Origin of the sequence: Humitalea sp. 24SJ18S-53 (genome assembly GCF_050632385.1) — a bacterium.
Taxonomy (GTDB): Bacteria; Pseudomonadota; Alphaproteobacteria; order Acetobacterales; family Acetobacteraceae; genus Humitalea.
Window position 1 is genome coordinate 2,585,037 of record NZ_CP192599.1, and the last position, 24,582, is coordinate 2,609,618.

General features: G+C 61.2%; 17 protein-coding genes and 3 pseudogenes. 9 read left to right on the plus strand and 11 right to left on the minus strand.

The annotated features are described in order from the left end of the window. Nucleotides 1–57 precede the first annotated feature (57 nt). Nucleotides 58–405 carry an IS66 family insertion sequence element accessory protein TnpB gene (gene tnpB / locus ACQW02_RS12475; RefSeq protein WP_431285565.1) on the minus strand — a complete coding sequence of 116 codons (348 nt, stop codon included), beginning with the start codon at nucleotides 403–405 and terminating at the stop codon, nucleotides 58–60. After that, nucleotides 402–806 carry an IS66-like element accessory protein TnpA gene (gene tnpA / locus ACQW02_RS12480; RefSeq protein WP_431285566.1) on the minus strand — a complete coding sequence of 135 codons (405 nt, stop codon included), beginning with the start codon at nucleotides 804–806 and terminating at the stop codon, nucleotides 402–404. The genes tnpB (ACQW02_RS12475) and tnpA (ACQW02_RS12480) overlap by 4 nt, the downstream gene beginning before the upstream one ends. 83 nt (nucleotides 807–889) lie before the next feature. Here tnpA (ACQW02_RS12480) and ACQW02_RS12485 point away from each other — a divergent pair. Continuing rightward, nucleotides 890–1,612: pseudogene (locus ACQW02_RS12485) on the plus strand (helix-turn-helix domain-containing protein); the annotation flags it as partial. Nucleotides 1,613–1,740: 128 nt separating this feature from the next. Here the strand turns inward: ACQW02_RS12485 and tnpC are convergent. From tnpC to tnpA (ACQW02_RS12500), 3 genes are read right to left on the minus strand one after another with little or no spacing between them, the layout of a single operon-like run. Then, nucleotides 1,741–3,315 carry an IS66 family transposase gene (gene tnpC, locus ACQW02_RS12490; protein ID WP_431282955.1) on the minus strand — a complete coding sequence of 525 codons (1,575 nt, stop codon included), beginning with the start codon at nucleotides 3,313–3,315 and terminating at the stop codon, nucleotides 1,741–1,743. Nucleotides 3,316–3,375: 60 nt separating this feature from the next. Next, nucleotides 3,376–3,723 carry an IS66 family insertion sequence element accessory protein TnpB gene (gene tnpB / locus ACQW02_RS12495; protein WP_431282954.1) on the minus strand — a complete coding sequence of 116 codons (348 nt, stop codon included), beginning with the start codon at nucleotides 3,721–3,723 and terminating at the stop codon, nucleotides 3,376–3,378. Then, the gene (tnpA, locus tag ACQW02_RS12500; protein ID WP_431282953.1) at nucleotides 3,720–4,094 is read right to left on the minus strand and encodes an IS66-like element accessory protein TnpA; all 375 of its coding nucleotides are present in this window, start codon (nucleotides 4,092–4,094) and stop codon (nucleotides 3,720–3,722) included. Before tnpA (ACQW02_RS12500) ends, tnpB (ACQW02_RS12495) begins: the two co-directional genes overlap by 4 nt. 106 nt (nucleotides 4,095–4,200) lie before the next feature. Between tnpA (ACQW02_RS12500) and ACQW02_RS12505 the strand changes: the two are divergent. Both ACQW02_RS12505 and ACQW02_RS12510 read left to right on the plus strand, forming a co-directional pair. Next, a pseudogene (locus tag ACQW02_RS12505) lies at nucleotides 4,201–4,245 on the plus strand (hypothetical protein); the annotation flags it as partial. A gap of 30 nt (nucleotides 4,246–4,275) precedes the next feature. Continuing rightward, nucleotides 4,276–4,593 carry a hypothetical protein gene (locus tag ACQW02_RS12510; RefSeq protein ID WP_431285567.1) on the plus strand — a complete coding sequence of 106 codons (318 nt, stop codon included), beginning with the start codon at nucleotides 4,276–4,278 and terminating at the stop codon, nucleotides 4,591–4,593. A 153-nt stretch (nucleotides 4,594–4,746) separates the two neighbouring features. Here ACQW02_RS12510 and ACQW02_RS12515 read toward each other — a convergent pair whose 3' ends face one another. Together ACQW02_RS12515 and ACQW02_RS12520 are read right to left on the minus strand one after the other, a co-directional pair. After that, the gene (locus tag ACQW02_RS12515; protein ID WP_431285568.1) at nucleotides 4,747–5,616 is read right to left on the minus strand and encodes a helix-turn-helix domain-containing protein; all 870 of its coding nucleotides are present in this window, start codon (nucleotides 5,614–5,616) and stop codon (nucleotides 4,747–4,749) included. 4 nt (nucleotides 5,617–5,620) lie between these two features. After that, nucleotides 5,621–6,304: a ComF family protein gene (locus ACQW02_RS12520; RefSeq protein WP_431285569.1), complete on the minus strand. Its 684-nt coding sequence runs from the start codon at nucleotides 6,302–6,304 to the stop codon at nucleotides 5,621–5,623. A gap of 93 nt (nucleotides 6,305–6,397) precedes the next feature. Between ACQW02_RS12520 and ACQW02_RS12525 the strand changes: the two genes are divergently transcribed. The 5 genes from ACQW02_RS12525 (at nucleotide 6,398) to ACQW02_RS12545 (ending at nucleotide 12,419) form a co-directional block, all read left to right on the plus strand. Next, nucleotides 6,398–8,452 (plus strand): DEAD/DEAH box helicase, encoded by a 2,055-nt coding sequence (locus tag ACQW02_RS12525; RefSeq protein ID WP_431285570.1) that lies wholly within the window; start codon nucleotides 6,398–6,400, stop codon nucleotides 8,450–8,452. Between the two features lie 298 nt (nucleotides 8,453–8,750). Beyond that, nucleotides 8,751–10,511: a hypothetical protein gene (locus ACQW02_RS12530; protein WP_431285571.1), complete on the plus strand. Its 1,761-nt coding sequence runs from the start codon at nucleotides 8,751–8,753 to the stop codon at nucleotides 10,509–10,511. A gap of 77 nt (nucleotides 10,512–10,588) precedes the next feature. Then, a complete protein-coding gene (locus ACQW02_RS12535; protein ID WP_431285572.1) occupies nucleotides 10,589–10,870 on the plus strand; it encodes an MFS transporter in 282 nt (93 codons plus the stop codon). Further along, complete coding sequence (locus tag ACQW02_RS12540; RefSeq protein ID WP_431285573.1) at nucleotides 10,861–11,379, plus strand: hypothetical protein; 519 nt, start codon at nucleotides 10,861–10,863, stop codon at nucleotides 11,377–11,379. The genes ACQW02_RS12535 and ACQW02_RS12540 overlap by 10 nt, the downstream gene beginning before the upstream one ends. A gap of 158 nt (nucleotides 11,380–11,537) precedes the next feature. After that, nucleotides 11,538–12,419, plus strand: coding sequence for an IS630 family transposase (locus ACQW02_RS12545; RefSeq protein WP_431285574.1), 882 nt, complete (start codon nucleotides 11,538–11,540; stop codon nucleotides 12,417–12,419). A 48-nt stretch (nucleotides 12,420–12,467) separates the two neighbouring features. On the opposite strand, the gene ACQW02_RS12550 is transcribed toward ACQW02_RS12545, so the two are convergent. From ACQW02_RS12550 to ACQW02_RS12560, 3 genes are all read right to left on the minus strand, one after another. Further along, nucleotides 12,468–13,562, minus strand: coding sequence for an IS630 family transposase (locus ACQW02_RS12550; protein ID WP_431285575.1), 1,095 nt, complete (start codon nucleotides 13,560–13,562; stop codon nucleotides 12,468–12,470). Nucleotides 13,563–13,687: 125 nt separating this feature from the next. Next, nucleotides 13,688–14,542, minus strand: a complete 855-nt coding sequence (locus tag ACQW02_RS12555) for a DUF5681 domain-containing protein (protein WP_431285576.1) — start codon at nucleotides 14,540–14,542, stop codon at nucleotides 13,688–13,690. Continuing rightward, on the minus strand, nucleotides 14,539–15,837 hold the full coding sequence (locus tag ACQW02_RS12560; protein WP_431285577.1) for a site-specific DNA-methyltransferase: 1,299 nt from the start codon (nucleotides 15,835–15,837) through the stop codon (nucleotides 14,539–14,541). Before ACQW02_RS12560 ends, ACQW02_RS12555 begins: the two co-directional genes overlap by 4 nt. Before the next feature lie 401 nt (nucleotides 15,838–16,238). Between ACQW02_RS12560 and ACQW02_RS12565 the strand changes: the two are divergent. Continuing rightward, nucleotides 16,239–16,349: pseudogene (locus ACQW02_RS12565) on the plus strand (IS630 family transposase); the annotation flags it as partial. Nucleotides 16,350–16,522: 173 nt separating this feature from the next. On the opposite strand, the gene ACQW02_RS12570 reads toward ACQW02_RS12565, so the two are convergent. Then, on the minus strand, nucleotides 16,523–24,322 hold the full coding sequence (locus ACQW02_RS12570; RefSeq protein WP_431285578.1) for a cellulase family glycosylhydrolase: 7,800 nt from the start codon (nucleotides 24,320–24,322) through the stop codon (nucleotides 16,523–16,525). Nucleotides 24,323–24,582 lie beyond the last annotated feature (260 nt).

A 24,582-nucleotide genomic window follows, 5' to 3' on the forward strand; every position in this document is an offset into this window, starting at 1 on the left:
GATGATGGAATCACAGGCCGCCTGCGGCAGATAGTCGAAATGTGCCGCGGCGTTGATCTATCCCGCGACCTCCGGCCGCCAGCTCCGCTGCGGGTTTCGCCAGTCGATTCCGTCGAGCATATAGGCCAGCTGCGCGCCCGAGATCGCGACTGACCCATCCGCCGGCGAAGGCCAAATAAACCGGCCGCGTTCCAGGCGTTTCGCATAGAGCGACATGCCGAGCCCGTCATGCCAGACGATTTTCACCAGGTCGCCACGGCGTCCGCGGAACACGTAGAGATCACCGGCATGGGGATCGCGCCCAAGGGCCTGCTGCACCTGCAACGCCAGGCCGTTGATGCCGCGACGCATGTCGGTGTGGCCGACCGCCAGCCAGACCCGCACGCCGGAAGGGACCGGGATCATCCGCGCAGCGCCGCCAGGATGCGACGCAGCGCGACCGTGCCGATGTCCTCACCAACACGGATCACCGTGCCTTCCGGCAGCGCAATCTCGATAAGGCTGGTTGCCGCGCTGCCATTCGAGCTGCCCGGCGTGGGCGGCGCTTCCGTTGCAGCCGGCGCGGCGGCGACAGTGGCGGGCAGGCTCGCCGTGACCTGTACAGGCACGAACATCGCCGATGCATCGGCCGCCATAACGCCGCGGCGTACCCGGTCCCGCCACAACCACAGCAAGCCCCTGCTGACCTCGTGCCGCCGAGCAACATCGGCAAAGCACGCACCAGAGCGCTCCACCTCAGAAACTATCCGCAGCTTATCCTCGAGACGCCAGCGCCGCCGACGATCGACGCCGGTGATGATCTCCATGCTTGTTCAGACCGGAGACATCCCTGACGCCTGTTCGGAGACATGCTTGACGCTTTTGGGCTTGGTTTCTCGGGAGAGGGACGATGCCCTGGAAGGCGTTATCTGTGATCGACACCCGTCGGGAGTTCGTCCGTCTGGCCAGCGTCGGCGATGTCAGCGTGGCGGCGTTATGCCGTCGCTTTGGCATCAGCCGGCAGAGCGGTTTCACCCTGTTGCGGCGTCACCGCGAGGTTGGCGATGCGGGCCTCGTGGAGCGCTCGCGCCGGCCGCACGACAGCCCCAGGCGGGTGGCGCCCGAGATCGAGGCGCAGCTGCTTGCCCTGCGCGCGGCGCACCCGCGCTGGGGCGGGCGCAAGCTGGCGCGGCGGCTGCGCGACCTGGGCGTGGAGGGGGTGCCGGCGCCATCGACGGTGACGCAGGTGCTGCGCCGTGCCGGCCAGATCGACCCGATCGAGGCCGAGCGGCATCGCGCCCTGACCCGCTTTGAACGCCCAGCCCCGAACGAGCTGTGGCAGATGGACTTCAAGGGCCACATCCCGGCCGGCAGCCGGCGCTGCCACCCGCTGACCGTGCTGGACGATCATTCGCGCTACGCCCTGGGCATCGCCGCCTGTGCTGGCGAGACGCTGATCGAGGTCCAGGGTCGGCTGACCGCGCTGTTCCGCCGCTATGGCCTGCCCGGCGCCATCCTGTGCGACAATGGCTCACCCTGGGGCGCCACGGGCCATACCGGCAGGCTGGCGGTGCAGCGCAGCGCCTTCGAGGTCTGGCTGATGCGGCTGGGCGTGGCGACCCTGCATGGGCGGCCGCGGCATCCGCAGACCCAAGGCAAGGACGAGCGGTTCCACCGCACGCTGGATGTGGAGGTGCTGCAGGGCCGGCGCTTCGCCGACCTGGACGTAAGCATCCGCCGAGGGCCACGGCGGGCTGGCTGTCAGGCGGCAGCGGCGTCTTTGGCCTGGTCGCCCTTCCAGTTCCAGGGCAGCAATTCGTCCAGCCGGGAGGCCGGGTGGTCGGCGATCCTGACGAGCACGTCGGCCAGCCAGGCGCGCGGATCCACATCGTTGAGCTTGGCGGTGACGATGAGCGAGTACATCGCCGCGGCGCGCTCCCCGCCGCGATCGGAGCCGGCGAACAGCCACGACTTCCGCCCGAGCGCGATGCCACGCAGGGCGCGCTCGGCGGCGTTGTTGGTCAGGCAAATCCGGCCATCGCCGAGGATGCGCGTGAACGCGTCCCAGCGCTTCAGCATGTAGTCCATCGCCTTGGCCAGATCATTGTGCCGCGACAGCCTGGCGCGGGTCTCACGCATCCAGGCTTCGAGGTCTGCGACCAACGGCGCGATATGCTTCTGGCGCTCGGCCAGGCGCTGGTCGGCCGGCAGGCCATTGATGGCGCGCTCGGCGTCAAAGATCGCGTCGATCCGTCGCACCGCCTCGGCGGCCAGCGGCGCCCGGGCGACCTCGGCCAGATTGAACAGCTTGCGCCGGCCATGCGCCCAGCAGGCCGCCTCCGTCACCGGGCCCGGCCTGCGCCCCGGCACGTAGAGGTCGTTGAACCCGGCATAGGCATCCGCCTGCAGGATCCCGGCGTAGCCCGCCAGGTGCCGGTTCGGGTGCTCGGCCGTGCGGTCGCACGAATAGCGGAACATCGCCGCCGGCGGTGCCGGGCCGGCAAAGGGCCGGTCGTCACGCACATAAGTCCAGAGCCGCGCCGTGACGGTCCTGCCCTTGGCCAGCAGCGGCACCGTGGTGTCGTCGCCATGCAATCGCGGCCCGGCCAGAACGTGGGCGTCGATCAGCGTCACCAGGGGCGCCAGCATGGCGGTGCAGGTGCCGACCCAGTCGGCCAGCGTCGATACGCTGAGCTCGATCCCCTCGCGGCCATAGCTTTCGCTCTGGCGGTTCAGCGGCAGGTGCTGGCCGAATTTCGCCTCCAGGATCATCGCCAGCAGGTTCGGTCCGGCACGACCGCGAGCGATCGGGTGGAACGGCGCCGGCGGCTGGGTGATGCTCTCGCAGGATCGGCAGGAGAACCGCTCGCGCACGGTCTGGATCACCTTCCACTGGCGCGGCACCACCTCCAGCGTCTCCGTGACATCCTCGCCGAGCTTGGCCAGCCTGCCGCCGCAGCAGGGACAGGCCGACGGGGCCGCGATCACCACCCGCTCGCGCGGCAGATGCGCCGGCAGCGGGGCACGGACGGGCTTGCGGCCGGGTGGGCCGGACCGCTGGCCGGGGGCGGTCTCGGCCTTTGTGGCCTGCTCGCTGGCGGCCGTGACCACCTCGTCGAGTTCCAGTTCCAACTGGTCGAGCAGCTTGCGGCCGCGCTCGGAGGAGGCGCCAAACCTATCGTGCCTGAGCCTGGCGATCAGCAGCTTGAGATGGGCCACCATCGTCTCGGCCCCGCAGGCACGTGCCTCGGCCTCGCGCCGGGCCAGTTGCTCTGCCGCCAGCGCTGCGCGCAGGGCTTCGAGATCGTCGGGCAGGCTGTCCGGCGTCGGCGTCATGCCAAGGATGGAATCACAGACCGCCCGCGGCAGGTAGTCGGAATTCGTCGCGGCGCTGATCTATCCTGCGACTTCCGGCCGCCATGTCCGTTGCGGATTTCGCCAGTCGATTCCGTCGAGCATATAGGCCAGCTGCGCGCCCGAGATCGCGACCGATCCGTCCGCCGGCGAGGGCCAGATGAACCGGCCGCGTTCCAGCCTCTTGGCGTAGAGCGACATGCCGAGGCCGTCATGCCAGACGATTTTCAGCAGATCGCCGCGGCGTCCCCGGAATACGTAGAGATCGCCGGCATGGGGATCGCGCCCAAGGGCCTGCTGCACCTGTAGCGCCAGGCCGTTCATGCCGCGGCGCATGTCGGTGTGGCCAACCGCCAACCAGACCCGCACGCCGGAAGGGACCGGGATCATCCGCGCAGTGCTGCCAGGATGCGACGCAGGGCCATGGTGCTGATCCGGTCCGTCACGCGCACCATGGTGCCGTCGGCAAGCATGATCTCGATGCGCTCGTCCGGCTCTCTGTCAGGATCGGTGCAAGTCGTCGGTGATGCCGGTCCCGCCAACTCCGGCACCACGCGCAGCGGGACGAAGGTCGCGACATCTGCCGCAAGCCTGCCGCGCCGCCGCGCGTCGCGCCACTGCCACAGCAAGCCACGGCTGACATCGTTCCGACGCGCCACCTCGTTGAACATGGCACCGGGTTCGTCCAACTCGGCCAGGATCCGCAGTTTCTCCTCAGCCCGCCAGCGGCGCCGTCGCTCGACGCCCGTGATGATCTCCATCCCGAAACCCAGCCTCCGCCCTTAACGGCGCTCGAAAGAACGCCCGTAAGAGCAAAAGACAGGCTCAGCCAAATCGCGGTAGGCGGCCCTCGCCGGATGGGTACACCTGGACGACTGCCAGGCGGCGTTCAACGCCTGGCGGCCAGTCTACAACGAACAGCGCCCGCATGAGGCGCTGGGCATGGACGTGCCGGCGAGCCGCTACCGGCCCAGCAGCCAGGGCTTTCCCGAGGTGCTGCCGACGCCCGACTACTACCAGACCGACCTGGTGCGCCGGGTGCGGCCGAATGGCTGCTTCAAGCTGCATGGCAGGATGGTCGGGCTGTCGCAGGCCTTCGCCGGGCTGGACATCGCGCTGCGTGCGACGGGGCGGGATGGCGTGCTGAGCCTGCACTTCATGCGCTTCAGGCTGGGTGAGGTGGACATCACCGGGCCAGAAACGATAATCGGACCCGTCAGGGATGTCTCCGAACACCCGTCAAGCATCTCTCCGGTCTGAACACATGCTCCAACCCGCCCCCGATCTTAACGGCGCTCCAAAGAACGCCCGTAAGATCAGAAGACAGGCCCAGGCACGCGATGGAAGGCGGCCGTCACCGGAGGGGTACACCCAGAGGCACCCAGATTAGCTTACTAACCGACTCGAAAAGTGTCAGCCGACAGTGACGCGAGGTTCGCGAACGTGCATCTCCACGCGCAAGCCCGCCGTAGCGGCCATGTTAACCAAGGCGTCGAGGCCGAACAGGTCGACCTTACCACGCGTAAGGTCTGAGATCCGCGGCTGGGTCACCCCAAAGACTTTGGCCGCTTGAGACTGGCTGAGATGCGCGCGGGAAATATGCTCTTTGAGCGCCGTTATGAGCGCCGCGCGTAACTTTACGCTCTCGGTCTGCTCCGGGCTCGCCTCGGCTGGTGCTGACGGCTCCAGATCCTTCACCGGGCTTGTTGACAATTCGCTGTTCGCACCGATGTCCAGCGAGAATTGTTCGTGGGCGATGTTGGCGATCTTCGCGGTGAGGCCAATCTTCTCTTCTGCCTTTGCACGAGCATGATCCGACATGAAGGCGACAAGGCGCTCCAAGCCGTCCTTGTCCGATATGGTGACAAAATCCTTGTTCTTGTTCACGAAGACCACGGACTTCTTCTTTTCTCGAACAAGCTCGATGACATTGCTGAGCGTGCCGGTGCTTTTGCAATCCCAGACCATGAGGCCATAGTCGCTGTGGCGCGCCATCTCCAGGTCTTTGGCGGTAAAATAGGCGCGTGTGCCCGCCTTCGCGTTCGAGACGACCCTGTGGACCGGCCATTCTGCGACATTGTTCCGGGGCGAGTCCCCGGTGCAATACACGGTCACCTTTCCGGCTTGGTACCGCTGGAGGCATTCCTGAATTGAGGTATCGGTGCCATCGGCGTCTCCGACCACGACGTTGAAGTCTGAAGACACGATCTTGTTGATCCTATCCGCCACCTTCTCATGTAGGCGGTTGATGGAGATTGATCCGGCGATGAAGACAGTGGTCATGGCATTACTTCCATGTGATCGAAGCGGCGTAGACGTGGTTGATCTTCTTGTACGTGCGCAGCGTTTTGCAGACGGCGTCCATCGTGGCGCCCGTGTCAAAGAGATCGTCAAGGACAAGCGCGTTCCAGCACCCTTCGTTGGTGATGGACGGGTTGATGCTGAACCGTCCCTCCAATGCGGCGTCCTTCGCCTCGCGGCCGTGCAGGTTCTTGAGCTGCGAGCTGCCTTCGGGCGTGGGCGCCTTGACGATGATGTCGTCGAACACTGGCGTTTTCGTCAGTTTGCCGAGTTCGTTGGCGATCTCATTGACTGGCTGGCGCGCACGCACCGTTGAGGCGGGCATCGGGATAATCAGGCCGATCTTGCCGAACAACGGCAGCAAGGATTGCTGCACTTGCGCTGCGAGCGGCTGCACCTGATTCCAATCGGCTCGATATTTAAGCTGGTATAACGCCTCGCCGGGCTCTGAGCGCGTCGTGTCAAATCGAGGGTGGCCGTATTCGTCGTCGCCTAGGTAGACGCTCGACAGCGTATGCTTGTGAAGCGCGTGACCGAGATCCCAACTGCCTTCGAGCTTTCGAACCTGAACCTGCATGACGAAAAGTGTTCCTTGCAGGCTCCTCCGGAACGCCGCCTGCGGGGCCACGATAGAGTTATACAAAATATTGTATGGGCGCAAGAGCTTCATGGCAGCGTCATTGATAGCATCCGAAGCTCCCAAGTGCGCGAGAAGGTTGCTTAGAGGCTTGACTGAATGCATACTTTTGCATAAGGTTGCTGAATGTCAAAGAATGATGCCCCTGATTTCCTAACCCTTGCCGAGGCCGCCGAGTATGTCGGTGTCTCGAAGGACACGCTTCGACGGTGGGATGCCTCCAACAAGCTCAAGCCGGTGCGTCGTCCAGGAAGCGGCTATCGCTTCTATCGGCGACCCGATCTTGAACCCTTCCGGCTCGAGTATCGGCGAGCTGAACAGGCCGCCGACGAGCCAGACCACATGTTTCAGACCCTTACCGCGGACATTGAGGCGAACCCCAAGATCCGCGAGCCGCAGCAGGGCGCCCACCGCGCAGTACGGACCCACTTCGAAGCCTCGAACGAGCCGGTGATCCTGCAGATTCCTGTCGGGTGCGGAAAGACCGGCGTCATTGCGACATTGCCCTTCGGCGTCGCCAAAGGCCGCGCGCTCGTCATCACACCGAATTTGACGATCCGGTCGGGCGTCGCGGAGTCGCTCGACATCAGCAACCCGAAGAATTTCTGGCGGAGAACGGGGGCGCTCCACGATTTTTCGGCGGGGCCATTCCGGGTTGTCTTGGATGGCGTCGACGCCAATCTCCACGACTGCAACGCGAGCCAGTTCGTCGTGACCAACATCCACCAATTGGCCAGCTCGGCCGATCGCTGGCTCCCGCAGTTTCCACCGAACTATTTCGACGTGATCATGATCGACGAGGGCCACCACAACGTGGCCCCGAGCTGGGCGAAGGTCTTCGATCGTTTTCCGAACGCCAAGGTCGTCAGCTTGACGGCGACGCCGTTCCGGGGTGACGGAACGCGGCCAGTCGGCAAAGTGATCTATCGCTACCCCTTCACCCGGGCGATGGTGAAGGGGTACATCAAGCAAATCCACTCCCGGAACGTCGCGCCGTCAGAGCTGTCCTTCACCTACCGCGACGATACGAAACGGCACACCTTGGAGGAGGTGATGGCCTTGCGGGAACATGCATGGTTTCGACGTGGTGTCGCGTTGGCGCCGGAGTGCAATCGCCACATCGTCGACGCCAGCATCAAATACCTCCAGGAGCTGCGTGAGCGCAGCGGTTTCCGCCACCAGATCATCGCCGTCGCCTGTTCAGTCGACCATGCCCGCCAGGTGCGCGGGCTGTATGAAGAGCGGGGCCTGAAGGCCGCCGAAATCTACGGTGAGATGGATCGAGACAAGCAGGACGCGGTTCTTGCCGATCTGCGCAGCGGCAAGCTCGATTGCATCGTGCAGGTGCAGATGCTCGGCGAAGGCTTCGATCATCCGCCCCTGAGCGTCGCGGCCATCTTCCGGCCGTTCGCAAGCTTGTCGCCTTACATCCAGTTCGTCGGGCGCGTGATGCGCGTCGTCCATGAGGCGAAGCCCGATCACCCGGACAACCACGCCTTCGTGGTCTCCCATGTGGGCTTGAACACCGACGCCCATTGGGACGATTTCCGCGAACTCGATTTCGATGACCAGGCGATGGTCAAGAAGTGGCTGGAGGCCGGTGACGAGAATGGCGATGGCGACGGATCGGGAGAGCCTCGTCGCTTCGACATCGGGATGTTGGTCGATAACGAGATCGTCGGCTCGTTCATCAATCGGTCGTTCCTTGATCCAGAAGATGATCGCGTTCTGGAAGAGATGTTGGACCATGAGATCGGCGCGGGCCTGCGCCTGCGCGACGTCATCGCGAAGGACAAGCTCAGGGAGACGCTGCGCCGAAAGCAGGAAGAGCTGTCCCAAGTCAGCAGTGCGGGCGACCTTCCGGTGCAGCCGCAGGCGCGGCGGGTTGGCGCGCGCAAGCGGCTCTCCGAACGCACGGGTTCCGGCGTCGCCCGCATTCTCAAGGATCTGAAACTCTCGCCCGCCGGCCGAGAAGTCGGCCAGCGCGATAAGACCGTCGCAGGGCGTGATAACCGGGCTGCCGTCACGTCGCTGCTGAACAAGGCGATCAACGAACATCTCGGGATCAAATCTGGGAGCCGTAAGGCGCCTGACGCAGGCGACAACGAGGACGCACTGGCTGCGCTTGACATGCTGGGAGACAGTGTGCGCGACGCCCTGAAGGGGAAGAAGGATGGCTAAAGTCAGGGACATTCTGATCGACGTGAAGATTGAGCAGGCACAGCGCCAGCGCAAATGCCGGAGGAATAGCTCACACGCCATTGCGAAGAGCGAGTGGTGTCTCGTTGTTCGCACAAACGCGACCAACGATGACTACAGCTATAGCCGTGACGCCGCAAAGCCCATGCTCGATGCGGCTTGGGCCAAGTTAAAGGGCATCTACGAAGGGCTCGGCATGTCACCGCCCGGGACCTGAAGTGCGGGACCTTCATGACTGCGTGCATGTAAACCTAGCGCGCGACCAACACGAAGCTGGGCGATGATGGACCGGGAACTGAGAAAGCAGGTGCAGGATTTCGAGCGCCAGCTGGATGCGGCGCTTGACGCGCTTCCAACGCGAGGCTGGTCAGGCACCAGCGCGCTCCGACTCGCGTCGGAGCTTCACGAGATCGGCGCCTTCAAGAAGGGTATCGATGAGGTGGGCTACATTGATCGCGGCTATTCGATACTCGCGGACCGCTTCGTTTCGGGCGAGGACGGTGCCGCGTCGGATATCGAACGCGAGACCGACCAGAGACAGATGATGGAGGACCTCGTCTTCGCGTCGCATTTCTACATGATTCGCGAGTACCTATATTACTCGTACAATGTTGCCGGCGCGATGATTTGGTCGTTTCAGAACGGACGGGTCGAGATTCGGTTCGCGGACAAATCGATCCCGCGGCAGTTTTTCACGATCCACAATGATCAGTTGCTCGGGTCGAAGCATCACTTCCGCGACTTCAACCACTCGGAAGAGATTCTGCGCCTGCTCAAGGATGAGCCGGAGGGCGTAGTCACGTCCAATCTGGAAACGGCCGAGCCGCTGATGCGCGGAGAGGCTGATCTCAAGCTCGCTGCCTATTTTTCCCTGATATCGCCCGACAGCCAGATCGATCTGGGTGGATACACCTACGAGCAGTTCCTGAGCGTCTACCGAATGCTGCTGATGAAGGCGCTCTACCACCGCTATTTTGCGCGCGCGCAGGACGCGGTCGGCGCCGTCTACATGCCGGAAACAGATCTGCTCCACGGGATCGAGGAGGATCTGGGCATCAGCCCTGATACCACGCGCAAGATCCTGAAGGACATGGTGTACGACCGCGACGCAACGGCAGGACGGGTCGATGCGAGCTATTTCTCGCTGATGCGGGAGGGGGAACCGGATGGCAGGATTGTCATGCGGCCGCATCATTTCGCGATCGCGGAGGGACTGGTGAACGTGCTGCGCGTCATCGCCCAGCGGCGTCCAAACACCTTCCTCGAGCAAGCCAGCAACGAGATCGGCAGCGCGTTCGTGCGACGCGTCAAGTCGGCGTGGGAGGCGGAGGGCTTCATCTGCCACAGCGAAGTGTCGCTGCGCGAATTCGACGCGACGTTGCCGGATATCGACCTGCTTGTAATCTCGGTCGAGCCGACGCTCGGCTATATGATGTTCGTGTGCGAACTGAAATGCCCAGTGCCGCCGCGCTGGGCGAAGGATCAGCTCAAGGTGCTCAACAAGGATAGCGTGTCCAAGGCCTTCCGGCAGGTGGAGGTGCTGAAGCGCTTCATCCAAACCGAGGACGGCATGCGTTTTCTCTCGCGGATGCTGCCGAAGGAAGGCCATCCGCACTTCAAGGGCTTTGTCGTCGGAATCGAGCACCTGATCATCACCTCCGACAATGCCGGCATGTTCTTTGGTGCCGAGAGCACTAAGGTGATCAATTTTCGCACGCTCGAGCGGCTTCTACGGCGTTCCGATGGCGACCTAGCTCTGATCCAGCATGTGCTGCGGACCTACCCCGAACATGCCGATGAGGCGCTGGTTACCAAGATGATCGAGTTTCAGCTCGGTTCGCTGAGCGTTGCCTATGAGGCCGTCACGGTGAGCCCGCTGCTCGAATTTCCGCAGGGCCACTGGCGCAGCGACCCTGAGCGCGAGGCGATGATTGATGCGGTTGTTGCGGACGGCATGCATCCGTTCGATGTCTTTGAGCACCGGCTACCCGATCTTGTCATCTTGGATCACAGCCGGGGCGGCGACAAGGGCGGTAACTGATGGAGGAGCGATCCGTGGAGGGAAGACTATTATTTGTGACGCCCCCAAGAGCATGGAATAGGATCGTCAGTGGGTAGTTGGTAGGTGCTCGTGGCATCGGCGCGGCGTTCCTGATGACGCTCGCCATGGCGCTTATGCGCCAGAACACTAACGATGCGCGTGTCGGGCGAGCCATGGTTCTGCTCAGCACCATGTCGGCGCTCGGAACGGCACTTGGCCCGTCACTCGGCGGGGTCCTGATCCCGTTGGCCGGTTGGCGAGGTATCTTCTGGGTGCAGGTGCCGCTGGCAGCGCTCGCGCTGGTCCTCGCTCTCTCCATGCTGTCAGGCGATCCGGTAAGGAGAGGTCCATGTCGGTAAGCCTGTGGTCGGTGATGGGGAGGCACCTCGCGCCGACTCTTGTCGTCAACATACTGGTTGCCGCCGTCATGATGGCGACGCTGGTGGTCGGCCCCTTTTCTCTCAGCCGCGCTCTTGGCCTGGAGGCGAGGCATGTCGGCTTTATCGTGGCGGTCGGCCCGGCGATTTCAATCTTCTGCGGGGTTCCGTCCGGTCGGCTCGTCGATCTCTGGGGGAGCCGTCGCGTACTTGCCATCGGTCTCATCCTGCTGACGGTTGGAGCGTTCCCTTTGGCCCTCTTGGCCCTCGTGCCGAATACGATCGGCGTTGTCGGCTATGTGCTGTCAATCGTCGTGCTGACGCCGGGCTACCAGCTCTTTCAGGCCGCCAACAACACAGCCGTGCTCATCCACAACAGCCTTGGCCCGGAACATATGCCCTCCGGCAGCGCAGTTCCAGCACCATCCCGCAAGCCCCGCCAGAACCGTCCAGGAAAGCAGCAACCCAGATGCTCGTCTGTGGCCTGCTAGAGCGGCCTCCGACCTGATTGAATCGCGAAAGTGCTTCCCCGACGCGGATCTGATCTGATTCAAGCTTCCTGTCGGAGAGGGGGCCCGACAGGCATGTCGAGAGCGTTGTCGGTGGATCTTCGGGAGCGTGTAGTCGCGGCGATCGAGGCAGGGTCCTCGTGCCGGGCAGCTGCTTCACGCTTCGGCGTCGGCATCTCGAGCGCGATCCGCTGGGCGTCCTTGAAGCGCGCGGTGGGCTCGGTGGCGCCGGGGCCACTTGGCGGGGATCGCCGCTCGGGGCGGGTCGAGGCGCATGCGCCGCTGATCCTCGGTCTGCTGGAGCGGACGCCAGACATCACGCTGAGCGAGCTGCGCGTGGAACTGGCCGAGGCTGGCGTGCCGGTTGGCATCGCGACGCTGTGGCGGTTCTTCGCGCGGCGGCGGATCACGCTGAAAAAAAGTCGGCGCACGCGGCAGAGCAACAGCGCCCCGACATCCTGACGCGGCGCTGGGAATGGTTCGAGGGGCAGTTGGATCTCGACCCCGACCGCCTGGTGTTCATCGACGAGACCTGGGCATCGACGAACATGGCTCGCACCCGCGGCCGGGCACCGCGCGGCGAGCGACTGCGTGCCGCCATCCCGCACGGCCACTGGAAGACAACGACGTTCGTCGCCGGCCTGCGCAACTCCGGGATGGTGGCGCCGATGGTGCTCGACGGGCCGATCAACGGCATCGCCTTCCAGGCCTATGTCGACCAGGTGCTGGTCCCAGACCTGCTGCCTGGCGACATCGTCGTCATGGACAATCTTAGCAGCCACAAGCGGCCAGGCATCCGTGCCTCCATCGAGGCTGCCGGCGCGAGCCTGATCTACCTGCCGCCCTACAGCCCCGACTTCAACCCAATCGAGAACGCCTTCGCCAAGCTGAAAGCCATGCTGCGCAAGGCCGCCGAGCGAACCATCGACGGACTATGGTCCACCATCGGCAGGATCATCGACACCTTCAATCCAACCGAATGCGCCAACTACTTCGCCGCCGCAGGCTACGACCCAGCATGATCGGAAAATGCTCTAGTGTCCCGAACCAGAAGTTCGCCTGATTGATTGTCATGCCGGCAGCGGTCTGTTGCGCAGACAAAAGCGCTCGATGCTGGCGAGGATGTCGTTGGCGGATTTGGTCCAGCGGAACGGCTTCGGGCTGGCATTGTGCTGGTCCAGGAACGCGTGGATGGCGTCCTTCAAGGCAGCGACCGAGCGATGGACGCCACGCCTGATCTGCTTGTCGGTCAGCAAGGCGAAAAACCTCTCGACCTGGTTGATCCAACTGGCCGAAGTCGGGGTCAGGTGGACATGCCAGCGTGGCCGCTGCGCCAGCCAGTCGCGGATCAGCTTGGTCTTGTGGGTGGCGTAGTTGTCCATCACCAGATGGACGTCGAGGTCGCGCGGCACCGCTGTCTCGATCTCGTCGAGAAACTTGCGGAACTCGGCCGCACGGTGGCGCGGATAGCATTTGCCGATCACCCGGCCGGTTGCGACATCCAATGCGGCGAACAGGCTGGTGGTGCCGTGGCGCTTGTAGTCGTGGCTGCGCCGCGCCGGTTGGCCGGGGCGCAGCGGCAGCATCGGTTGGCTGCGGTCCAGCGCCTGGATCTGGGATTTTTCGTCGACACACAGCACCACCGCCCGCTCAGGCGGGGCCATGTACAGGCCGACCACGTCTCGGACCTTGGCCACAAAGTCTGGATCGGTTGAGAGCTTGAAGGTCTCCAGCCGATGCGGTTGCAGGCCAAAGGCCCGCCAGATGCGTTGCACGCTCGAGACCGACAGTCCGCTCGCGCGCGCCATGCCGCGCGAACTCCAGTGCGTGGCATCCGCGGGCAGGCTCTCCAGCGTGCGAATGATGGTTGCCTCGATGCGGGCGTCGTCGATCGAGCGTGGTGCACCGGACCGAGGCGCGTCCAGCAACCCATCCAGCCGATGTTCCAGGAAGCGTCGCCGCCATTTGCTCACCGTCATCGGGTCGAGATCGAGCCGGGCCGCGACGTCCTTGTTCTGCAGGCCATCGGCACAGGCCAGAATAATCCGCGCCCGCACCGCCAGGGCCTGCGCCGTCCGTCGCCTTCCGGACAACGAAGCCAACTCACCCCGTTCAGCTTCGCTCAATCCAAGATCAGGGAGCCGACTGACCGCCATCCTCGCCATCCGTCACAGACCAACTCCGCAACGGTGGCAGAACCGCGCGAATCGCGCCTATAGCGAACTTCAGATTCAGGACACTAGGCACGCGGTCGCAGCGGCGGCCGCTTGTGAACACCCGTATCGTCAACCTATTTGATCCTGAGCTTCGATAAGGGGATAGTCGGTAGCTTCAGTTTTTCTGGCCAGCGAATGAAGGGAACTTGTGCGCCGCTGCAGCGGCGTTCGAGGTCGTCGCCCCAGGCCTTTGTCCCCTGCGCCGAGATAGCTTGGAGGTGTTTCTCGTACGATGCTCCCGATCGACGGAGACGCGGCGGCAAACTGAAGTGCCCCAGAAGGTGGAGCGCTAAGTAAAGTCCTAGCTGCCCCCCTCTGCCCTGCTTGTCCGGCAGGCAGTTGTCCTCGTCGGTGTATATCATCATTTCGTAGCCGAGGTCCTGAAGTGCCTCAGCTGTCTTCTCTGTCGCACGTCCCTGCTCATTATGGGCGCCCAGGATCCGCACTTCGAGACTCCAAACATCGAGCTCGATGTCGTCAGGATGCGGAAGGAACTCCACCTCGGCCTCACCCGCCTTACGCGCGGCCTCGATCTTTGCCCTGGCGTTTGTCTGATAGTCCTCCCAAAACTTGAAGCTCTCCCTCCGCTCCTCGTGGAATCGTGCATCCTCGTCGCTGGCTAGCTGCAGCATGGTCCGTTGCGCCAATATCCCACCGCGCATTGCGGCCAGGGAGAGGGACCGGATGACCGCCTCCCTGATTGAAATTGTTTGGCGCCCGGAGGCATCGGTCACCGCGATGAGTCGAGCCGCCTCAGCACGCAGCGCTTCGCGTGTAGGGTAGCGGGCGGGAACAAGCTCCGTGCGTGCTGCGACCTTTGGCGGACGCCCACGCGGATTTCCGGATTGGCCCTTACGAAACTGACCTGCCTTCGGCGGCCGGCCGTAGCCCACGGCCTGCCCCTCAGGATCGTCCTGGCCGGCGCTCATGGCTCACTCCGCGACAATGGGGCACTCAACCGGCTGGCGGAGACAGCCTCGAAGGTCTCAGATCCATCCGCGAGGACCGCCTCCTTGCCCGTATAGCCCTCGAAGCGCCGGATGATGGTGTCGCAGTAGGCTGGATCATACTCGATGAGATGCGCGACACGACCCGTCATCTGTGCCGCGATCAGCGTTGTGCCAGACCCCGCAAAGGGGTCGAGCACACTGTCGCCGCGACGCGAACAGTCGCGGATCGCATCCGCCACCAGAGCCACGGGCTTGACGGTCGGATGCATGGCCTGCTCCGACGCGCGACCCGGCCCGATGCTGCTGATGCCGGGATAGTCCCAGACGTTCGTGCGGTAGCGGCCCGTGTCGCCGAGACCGAAGCTGTTCACATGCGGTGCCGCGCCATGCTTAAAGACAAAAATGAGCTCATGCTTCGAGCGATAGAAGCTGCCCATGCCGCCGTTAGTCTTGTTCCAAACGCGGAGGTTCTTCAGCTCCAGACCACTTTGTCGGCCCGCGACCGATAGCTCCTGCAGGTGCCGCCAGTCCATGCAGACGTAGAGGATGGCGCCGTCGCGGCAATGCCCGGCCATATTGGCCAGGGCGGAGGCCAGGAACCGACTGAACTCCTCCTCCGCCATCTCGCCCACCCCCATGGCGAACTCTCGATGGCGTACACGTCCCAGGCCGCTGACGTGGCCGTCGATGGGGACGTTGTAGGGCGGGTCGGTGAAGACGAGGCCGACCTCCCTGCCCTGCATCAGGCGGTCGAGGTGCGACGCATCCCGAGCATCGCCGCAGAGCAGCTGATGGCGACCCAGGCGCCATAGGTCGCCAGGCCGGGAGACCGCATGCTCCGGTGTGGTGGGAATCTGGTCGGCCACGGGATCGTCTTTGCCAGGGCGATTCTGGCTGGCCAGATCAAGTGTGAAATCTACCTCAGCCAGGCTGAAGCCGGTCAACTCCAACTCGAAGCCCGCATCGATCAGTTCTCGGAACTCGACGGCCAGCAGCTCCTGGTCCCAGCCGGCATTGAGGGCCAGTTTGTTGTCGGCCAGGGCGTAGGCTTGCCGCTCCTTGGCGGTCAGGTCGCCCAGGGCCACCACCGGCACGACATCGAGCCCGAGCAGCTTCGCCGCGGCGACCCGGCCGTGACCAGCGACGATGCCGCCATCGTCATCAATCAGCACCGGATTGGTGAAGCCGAAGCGCTTGATCGAGTCCGCGATCTGGCGGACTTGCTTGCGGCTATGGATGCGTGGATTGCGCTTTGCGGGCTTCAGGCTGTCCACGGACCTGTAGTTCATTGTCCTCGTGCCATGACCGCTCATCGCCTGCTCCCGCCTGTCCAGTGTTGCCAACGGCAAACTGGCTAGCGCGGCGTGTGGGAGGTGGCAAACACATCAATACTATAATTATACTCTCTCTTAGACCTCAATTAAGGCCATATTAGGCATTATTATTATGAATATACGGTCATATATATAATAGTATATCACTTTACCGAAACGATTTATCAGATTCCACAACATATACCTTAGTAATCGTGCGCCTACATCATGGGTGCAGCCAAAATAATCTTTCCAAGGGCGCTTCCGCGCAATGCTTAAGCGCCGAGGCTCGTAATCTAAGAAATGCCCTTTTAAGCGAATACCGAGGCGGTTACTCAGTCGGGCTTCATACAATTATCCGAGCCGTCGGCGCGCGGTTGATCTTCCTGCCGCCCTTCAGCCCGGAACCCCATCACATCGAGCAGGCCATTGCAAAACTCAAGGCGCTGCTCAGGAAATCGGATGCAAGATCGATCGAGCAGGTCTAGAAAAGCATCGGCCCCCTGCTCGATACGCTCCCACCAAAGTAACGGGCAAACTATCTCGTCAACTTCGGATACGCATCAACCTAAAATGATCAAACCTAATCCGATATTGTTAAGAATAGGCTCTAATGTGATTGCTCTGAACCGCAATACGATATTTTCTACAAAATAAAGTCGCCCGCCACGAACGCGATAACGCCATTCACCTGCAGCTGGAAGTCCGTTACGCCATCCCCCAAATCAGCCTCAACGATCGTGTCTGCACCACTCTGAAAATATCTCACGCGAGCCACGCCATCATTCACGAATGCAGCACTTCCCACAAAATTGAAGGCCTGATCACCGGCAACCGTCTCGTTTGCATCAATAGATGTCAGATCAATGCGATCTGTTTGCACCTTGCTGAAATCCAGAATGGTATCACGGATGATTGCCCCACTGTCTGACATGATTTCGTATCGAAAGACATCCATTCCTGCACCACCGTTAAGGGTGTCGGCGCCGGCGCCGCCGATCAGGGTGTCGTTGCCATCGGCGCCAGCGAGTGAGTCAGCGCCAGCCAAGCCCTCCAAGACGTTGTTGGCTGCATCGCCGCTCAATGTGTCGGCAAAAGCAGTGCCGCGCAGATTCTCTATGAGGGAGTAGGTATCACCCAGCGCCTCGCCCGTGTTAGCGACATTCGACGCGAGAGATGCCACGACGCCCGCGGCGGCCGTATCGTAGGACGCGGTGTCTGTCCCCGCGCCGCCGTTGAGGGTGTCGGCGCCGGCGCCGCCGATCAGGGTGTCATTGCCATCGGCGCCAGCGAGTGAGTCAGCGCCAGCCAAGCCCTCCAAAACGTTGCTGGCTGCATCGCCGCTCAATGTATCGGCGAAAGCACTGCCGCGCAGGTTCTCCATGAAGGAAAAGACATCGCCCGCAGCGTCGCCAGTGTTGCTCACATTGGTGGCGAGGGAGGCCACTAAGCCAGCAGCCGCTGTCTCGTAGGACAGGGTGTCGATCCCAGCACCGCCATTGGCTTGATCCCCGCCGGCCCCGCCAGCAAGCGTGTCGTCGCCGTTGCCGCCTTCAAGGCGATTGAAGCCGGCACCGCCATACAGGAAGTCGCCGTAGGCGGAGCCGCGCAGATTCTCGATGCCGATATAGACGTCGCCAGCAGCGTCGCCGGTATTGCCGCTCGGTGACAGCAGGGATGCCGTCACACCGCTCGTCGCCGTCTCGTAGGAGGCGAAGTCAAACCCACCACTGCCGCCATCGAGCGTGTCTGCGCCCACCCCGCCGATCAGGACATCGTCGCCGGCTAGACCTTCGAGGCGATTGGCGAGACCGTCACCAGTCAGCGTATCGACGAAAGCCGAACCGCGAAGGTTTTCGATGAGAGAATAGGTGTCGCCCAGCGCCTCGCCGGTGTTTGCGACATTCGACGCGAGAGACGCCACGACGCCCGCGGCGGCCGTATCGTAGGACGCGGTGTCTGTCCCCGCGCCGCCGTTGAGGGTGTCGGCGCCGGCGCCGCCGATCAGGGTGTCATTGCCATCGGCGCCAGCGAGTGAGTCAGCGCCAGCCAAGCCCTCCAAAACGTTGCTGGCTGCATCGCCGCTCAACGTATCGGCGAAAGCACTGCCGCGCAGGTTCTCCATGAAGGAAAAGACATCGCCCGCAGCGTCGCCAGTGTTGCTCGCATTGGTGGCGAGGGAGGCCACTAAGCCAGCAGCCGCTGTCTCGTAGGACAGGGTGTCAATCCCAGCACCGCCATTGGCTTGATCCCCGCCGGCCCCGCCAGCAAGCGTGTCGTCGCCGTTGCCGCCTTCAAGGCGATTGAAGCCGGCACCGCCATACAGGAAGTCGCCGTAGGCGGAGCCGCGCAGATTCTCGATGCCGATATAGACGTCGCCAGCAGCGTCGCCGGTATTGCCGCTCGGTGACAGCAGGGATGCCGTCACACCGCTCGTCGCTGTCTCATAGGAGGCGAAGTCAAACGAACCACTGCCGCCATCGAGCGTGTCGGCACCAGCGCCGCCGATCAGGACATCGTCGCCGGCTAGGCCTTCGAGGCGATTGGCGAGACCGTCACCAGTCAGCGTATCGACGAAAGCCGAACCGCGAAGGTTTTCGATGAGAGAATAGGTGTCGCCCAGCGCCTCGCCGGTGTTTGCGACATTCGACGCGAGAGATGCCACGACGCCCGCGGCGGCCGTATCGTAGGACGCGGTGTCCACACCTGCCCCGCCCGTAAGCTGATCACCACCGGCACCGCCTACGAGAATGTCATCGCCATCCCCACCATTGAGGGTGTCGTTCCCAGCTTCACCGGACAGTCGGTTCGACAAGGAATCGCCCGAGAGAACGTCGCCGAACCCCGAACCCACCAGATCCTCGATTCCGACTAGGACGTCGCCTTGAGCGTCGCCACTCGACTGCGCCCCCCGATTGGCCAAATTTACGACAACACCATTCGTCGATCCGACGTAACTTGCTGTGTCATGGGCCCCCAGGCCGCCATATAAGAAATCCGCACCCTGGCCACCTATCAGCGTGTCATCGCCGGTGTCGCCGAAAAGCATGTCGTTGCCCGCTTCGCCACGAAGCACATCGTTATCGGCATCGCCCGCCAGCATGTCGTCCTGCTGATGGCCGACGAGCAGATCATTGCCCCCGCCGCCATACATGGCGTTGTGGCGATCGATGCCCTGCAGAGTGTTGGCAGCACTGTCGCCAAGTACAACGTTCGGAGCATTGGGCTGCGTGGCCGCATCATCATCGATGATCGTAGCGCTCGCAGTTAGCATCTGCGTGGGCGTATTGATGATCGCGTTCTTCGCGTCGCTGAGGACCAGAAGGAAGTCTTCATTGCCTTCCAACAGAGAATCCCGCGAGATAGCGATGTGGAGTTGCTTGCTTTGTTCTCCAGGCTGAAATGTCAGCGTTCCAGCAATGCTCGTAAAATCGCCACCCGACACGGCAGCGCCGACCTCGCGGATGGCGCGGGGCGCAGTACGATAATGCATAGTAACAATTTCAGTGGCCGGGCTGGAAAGCTGAACGGTGAACGTCGCTACCGTCGAGCCCCCGACGGGCACGTGGTTAAATGAAAGGACGTTTTTGAGATATTCGAGCTTCTCCGTTTCGACCTGGCGCCAATCATCCTTGAGGATGCCTCCCGTGTCGCCGGAGAACGGGTTCCACGCCCACCAGCCGAAGCCAGGGCCGACACTGCCCTGCGCGATATCGCGCGTGCCATTGGAATCGAGGTCGCCCTCAAGGTAGGCCATCATCGTTTCCAGCCATCCGATATCCTTCGGATCCTGGAGATGCGTGCCTATTTCGCCGATGAAGATCGGTGCCAACCCGTTCTCGAAGATGAAGCCCCAATTTTCACGGAACTTAGCAGGAAGGTTGTCAGGGTAGCTCGGATTCGAAAACCAGGTTTGGGCATAGACGGAGCTCGGATAATCATGGGCGGAATAGACGAGCTTGTTCGGCACGTTCAGTCGTACGGGGTGGTCCGCCACGCCGCCCAGATTGCCTCCCCACCAATAGCCCTTGTCGCTATAGGCCTGAATGATGGCTTGGTTCGAGGTCAGTAGGGCGGGGTCCACACTGCCGAAGATTTCAACGCCCTCAACAAAAATCAGCCAGTCCGGATTGACGACGCCAATCGCGTTTCCGGCTTTTTCGGCCGCAAGGCGCCAATCTGTCGCAACATCGCCGCTCCCCCATGTGGCTGGGTTGGGTGTGGGGTTCGGCACGAAATTCGCGTCGTCTGCATGCAAGGCGTTGTACAGGACATCTGGCTTTCCATGCGGCTCGTTGTGAAGGTCCGCGCCGATGACCGCAGGATTGCCGGCGTAACGCTTGGCCAGCATTTGCCAGTCTGCGACCCACTCGGCCTCGGTGTGGGTAGCCGTGTACCAAAGGCCATTTTCGTTGGCGCTGTGGCCAGCGTCGCTGCGGTGGTGATCCAGGATGATCCGGAGCCCAATCTTGCCCGCGTAGTCAATGATTCGATCCATAATCTCGAGCGAGGTGATGGCCAGCTGCTGGTCGATCGGGATGCGCCAGTCGAATTTTCCGCTCACGAGCAAGTCGTCGTTTAGATGCAGGTTGATGCCCCCGGTGGTGCCTCCTGTCGGCCTGGCATCTGGATCAAGCATGGCCGAGGAGAATGGGAGCCTGATGGTGTTGAAGCCGACGGCCTTCATTTGGTCCATCATGCCGCGCCAATCCCGCTCATACAGGCCGTGAGGCACCATGTCCGGTGTCTCAAAGCCAAACCAGTTCACGGCTGAGATGCGAAAGGGATTTCCCGCAACATCGACGATCTGGTTGCCACTCGTGCGGAAAAAACCATCGGCCAAAGGCGGCGCCGTGCCTTCTGCCACGGTGATGTTTCCCACCGACACAGTCGGCGCCGGGCGGGTCTGGAAATCAGTGCTAATCCACTGATCGGGTCGTATGCCGTCGATCCTGATTGTGGTGTTGGGGTCGATGACGATCTTGGTCGCGTTCAGACTGATGTTAGCGCCGTTGGCATCGAGGTAGGGATTGACACTTTCGTTGTTGGGGTTGGCCGGGTCGATCCAGCGGAAATGCGCCTGTATGTCGACGAACGAACGCATTCCTTCCATTCCGAAGAGAATCTTGTCCAGGCCCTGGTCGAAGTCACGAATTCGATCATGACCAGAGCCCTCGCCAAAGATGAAAAGGTCGGCGCCTCGGGGTGCGACGTAGAGATCCTCCACCCACAAGCCATTCACTGTCTGTCCGGTGGAATCATCCCCGAACATATAGTCGTTGCCGGTGCCCCCCACGATGATGTCGTCGCCGGTTTGGCCATAGATCGCGTCGTCCCCAGCACCGCCTTCGATCCAGTCTCGACCGGCGCCTCCGAAAATCGAATCCTTGTTAGACGCACCGATCAGGAGATCGCTCTGGCCGGGCTTCGATGTGACACCGAGCCAGAATTCATGGTTGTCCCTGTATTCGTTCTGTGGCTTCAGCGTGTCGCCGATCCAAAGGTTCTGACTGGCCTCGCCAGCCTCCTGGGGGCGAACCTGCCAGATGTTCCCTTCGGACCCGCCCGAGGTGGCGCCGGCGTCGTTGGATGCGTAGCCGTCGAAACTCCGCATGAACCCGCCGCGTGCCATCGTCGCAGCGTCCAGCATGAACCGCAGGACATGCGAGCCGTCGGGCAAGGTTACTTCCATCGCCTGGCCGCCATACAGATGGTAAATTCGGTCAGGCACCCTGTTCGTAGCTCGGAGCGCGATATCCACGATTATTCCATCGCCGGAAGGCGAAATCGATACGTCGCCTAAGGTCGGATCTCCTTCGGACGACACGTCGAACGAGGAAAGGTCAAGGCCGGCGAGGAAACCAGGCAGGCCATCGCGAAAATCAGCCCGCCCGGCTTTGTTCAAATCGAGCTCCTGCGCGCGAGCGAGGACAGAGAGCCACCCAAGCGAAAAGGACGAGCTTGTTTCGGCCAGCATTAGATGATTTATCAGTGCCGAATTCTCAGTGTAGGAAATATAGTTTTTGGCAATCTCCAAGTCGGTAGAAAGTTGCAGAAGCCCATCATCACGCGATGCGTAAAATGCTCGCTCTAAAAATACATTTCCGTCGCTGACGTCGAGCTGCGAAAGTATTTGATCTGCCGCGTGAGCGACAACCTCCTTGATTGCCTGCTCCTTATTAACTGAATATGTATAGGAAATATTGAAGGTATCTATGCCCATGGTGACCGAGTCGTCACTTTCGACACCCCACCCTATTTTCACTTTACCAATCGACCCCCCATCGGGGTCTAAAGGTTGTCCAAGATAATCAATGGAGGTTCCAATCTTTTCGCCCGACATACCCGCCGGATCTATTCTCGAGTCCATAAAATTGAGAATGCTGTTGACGGCATCGCGCGTCAGATCGGCCATCGTCCGAGCAAGTTCGTAATCGCCGCCGTCAACGTTGTAGAACAATTCTGTTCGTACGATACCTGCGGTTTCGTCAACAATAATATTGTAGTAGGCTTCACTATCATCATCGGCCCCGAACCCAAGATTGCCGAGCACCGAGCCAAGAACTTGGAAGATAAACGCGCCAGCAAAAGCACCGGCAAATGTACCGACAGGCCCTCCAGCAGAACCGAGAATGCTACCTACATAGGCTCCAACTGCCGAGAACGCCGCAGACACGATCGCCGCCTCGGTCGTGTCAGGCAAAACAACCTGAGACGCCAAAAGACCCCCCAGAAACGAACCACCGGCACTTGCAACTGCCTCAAATATAAAAACATTATTTACGCCGTTTAAGAGACCGACATTCACGGCAGGCCCGTTCATACCAGCCATAGTCGCCGCGTTCTGAAGTACTTTATTCGTTATTGATGTTCCAAGCGATTGCACGATCAGCTCAAAGTCACCCAGGTCCAGAAAATCTGCAAGCTCAGCCATGAAGGCCGCGCTGATTACGCCGAATATCTGCCCTCTCACAGTCCCGAACAGCTCTGATCCAAGTAGATCCTCGAAAGACTGGCCTGCCGCTTTTGTCAGAGCAGACTCGCCGCTCTGAAAATCAAGCGTTTGAATTAGAGATGGCGATAAAGGTTGGCCGGCAGCCGTCGTCGCCAGATGCCGCAGCGTCAGCTCGGCAATCGACCCATATGCGACCTGTCTAACGGGATCGTTTCCGCCAAGCGCACGTCCAAGTGCACTTCCGAAGGTGCCGCCTATGTCTTCAAGCGAGATCTCGACATTGTGTTGAACAACGCCTTTCAGTTCGCGACCCTCGCCGGTACCTTCGAACTTTAGCACCGCGACGTGTATGCCCTCCTTCTCAAGCCATACCCGATCGTCGAAACTGCCGTCGTCATTGACACGAAATCCAACATCCGCCCGATCTTTCTGATCGTTGCCCATGAAGCGAACGACTTGAGCACCATCCCCTTCCGTTGAAATTTGAAGGGGTCCGTCTCCCGCGGCTGCAACGACGTCGCTTTGTGACGGCGCACGGGGCCCGTTGCCTACCGCAAGTGTGGCGCCGCGTTCCACCGCGGCCGAAGCCGAGTTTTCGACGAAAGGTGTCACCCCCAAAAATCGATCAACAACGAGAGTAAGAAGATTCTGCCAAGTCGGTGGTGGGCCAACACCAGGCAAGTATGTTACTGTATAACTGTCTATACCATTAGGATGTGGAAACGTATATGGAACATTATATTGGGGTCCGGCCGGAGATTGTACTGCTAAACCTTGAGCATAATAGAGGGCTGACTGCAAGCCATACGTGTATGCGCTTGTAAGCCCTGGCGGCGGCGGTTCGCCACCGATGACCGCAAGTCCATTTTGCAATCTTAGTGACTGGACAGCCTCAAAATTCGGACTATTGCTAGAAGTAACGTTGGATGGATTAACATTTACGCCAAGAATTTCCGCATTTGAGATGGCAAGCGCCTCTCGCCGTCCCATTCTTTCGTTAAACAAAAGACTTCCCAACTCATACAAAGCATTTAATTCTTCTGCTGCACCCCGAGATTGGGCCAAAATTAGCAACTGACGTACAGCGACACCCTCCGCAAAGGAGCCAGCTCCTTCAACCAGAAACTTACGATCCATGGAAACTGCAAATCCTGAGTATCCCTGTTGCGGCAAAATTTCTGCCGCCGCAATCAGCAAGGGCTTTGCCCAAGCGTGATTTGCCTCCTGCGCCAATACGGCGGCGAAATAGTAAGGTCGAAAATTAGTCAAAAAATCCGATCTATTCATTGAAATAACATCTGTGGTAGGATCGTATAAAGTTAGGGTATCGTTGAATCTAATTTGTGCTCCGTTATTCTGAGCGCCCAGCAAAGAATCTCTTAGCGCCGGCGTCGAGTTCGCGATCTCGAAGAAAGTCTGAAATTGTATTGGGCTAAGCTCTAGTCTTATACTTTGAAATATACGCAGTTCTGGCGTGAGTACCGTTGTCATTGTGAGTGTCTCTTGAGAGATTGGGAGTGTTATCGATTTCAGCGATTTTGAAATATTCTCAGTGAAGCCGCGCAAGGTGCCCCAGGGAGAAACGCAAATGTAAATTTTCCTGGTAGTGTCCAGTTAAATTTGTAATCGACATTATTCATTGGCCAGCCCGGTGGCAGGACCTGTCGAAAATGACGTGGATCTCTGTTCTCGTACGCGCGCCCAAACAATCGCACCATCTCCGTCGGTGTAATACAAATCGTCGTTTCCGA

Coding starts and splice junctions, on each gene's coding strand:
- tnpB (WP_431285565.1), bottom strand. CDS start 405: ATGATCCCGGTCCCTTCCGGCGTGCGGGTCTGGCTGGCGGTCGGCCAC.
- tnpA (WP_431285566.1), bottom strand. CDS start 806: ATGGAGATCATCACCGGCGTCGATCGTCGGCGGCGCTGGCGTCTCGAG.
- tnpC (WP_431282955.1), bottom strand. CDS start 3,315: ATGACGCCGACGCCGGACAGCCTGCCCGACGATCTCGAAGCCCTGCGC.
- tnpB (WP_431282954.1), bottom strand. CDS start 3,723: ATGATCCCGGTCCCTTCCGGCGTGCGGGTCTGGTTGGCGGTTGGCCAC.
- tnpA (WP_431282953.1), bottom strand. CDS start 4,094: ATGGAGATCATCACGGGCGTCGAGCGACGGCGCCGCTGGCGGGCTGAG.
- ACQW02_RS12510 (WP_431285567.1), top strand. CDS start 4,276: ATGGACGTGCCGGCGAGCCGCTACCGGCCCAGCAGCCAGGGCTTTCCC.
- ACQW02_RS12515 (WP_431285568.1), bottom strand. CDS start 5,616: ATGACCACTGTCTTCATCGCCGGATCAATCTCCATCAACCGCCTACAT.
- ACQW02_RS12520 (WP_431285569.1), bottom strand. CDS start 6,304: ATGAAGCTCTTGCGCCCATACAATATTTTGTATAACTCTATCGTGGCC.
- ACQW02_RS12525 (WP_431285570.1), top strand. CDS start 6,398: ATGTCAAAGAATGATGCCCCTGATTTCCTAACCCTTGCCGAGGCCGCC.
- ACQW02_RS12530 (WP_431285571.1), top strand. CDS start 8,751: ATGATGGACCGGGAACTGAGAAAGCAGGTGCAGGATTTCGAGCGCCAG.
- ACQW02_RS12540 (WP_431285573.1), top strand. CDS start 10,861: ATGTCGGTAAGCCTGTGGTCGGTGATGGGGAGGCACCTCGCGCCGACT.
- ACQW02_RS12550 (WP_431285575.1), bottom strand. CDS start 13,562: ATGGCGAGGATGGCGGTCAGTCGGCTCCCTGATCTTGGATTGAGCGAA.
- ACQW02_RS12555 (WP_431285576.1), bottom strand. CDS start 14,542: ATGAGCGCCGGCCAGGACGATCCTGAGGGGCAGGCCGTGGGCTACGGC.
- ACQW02_RS12570 (WP_431285578.1), bottom strand. CDS start 24,322: ATGACAACGGTACTCACGCCAGAACTGCGTATATTTCAAAGTATAAGA.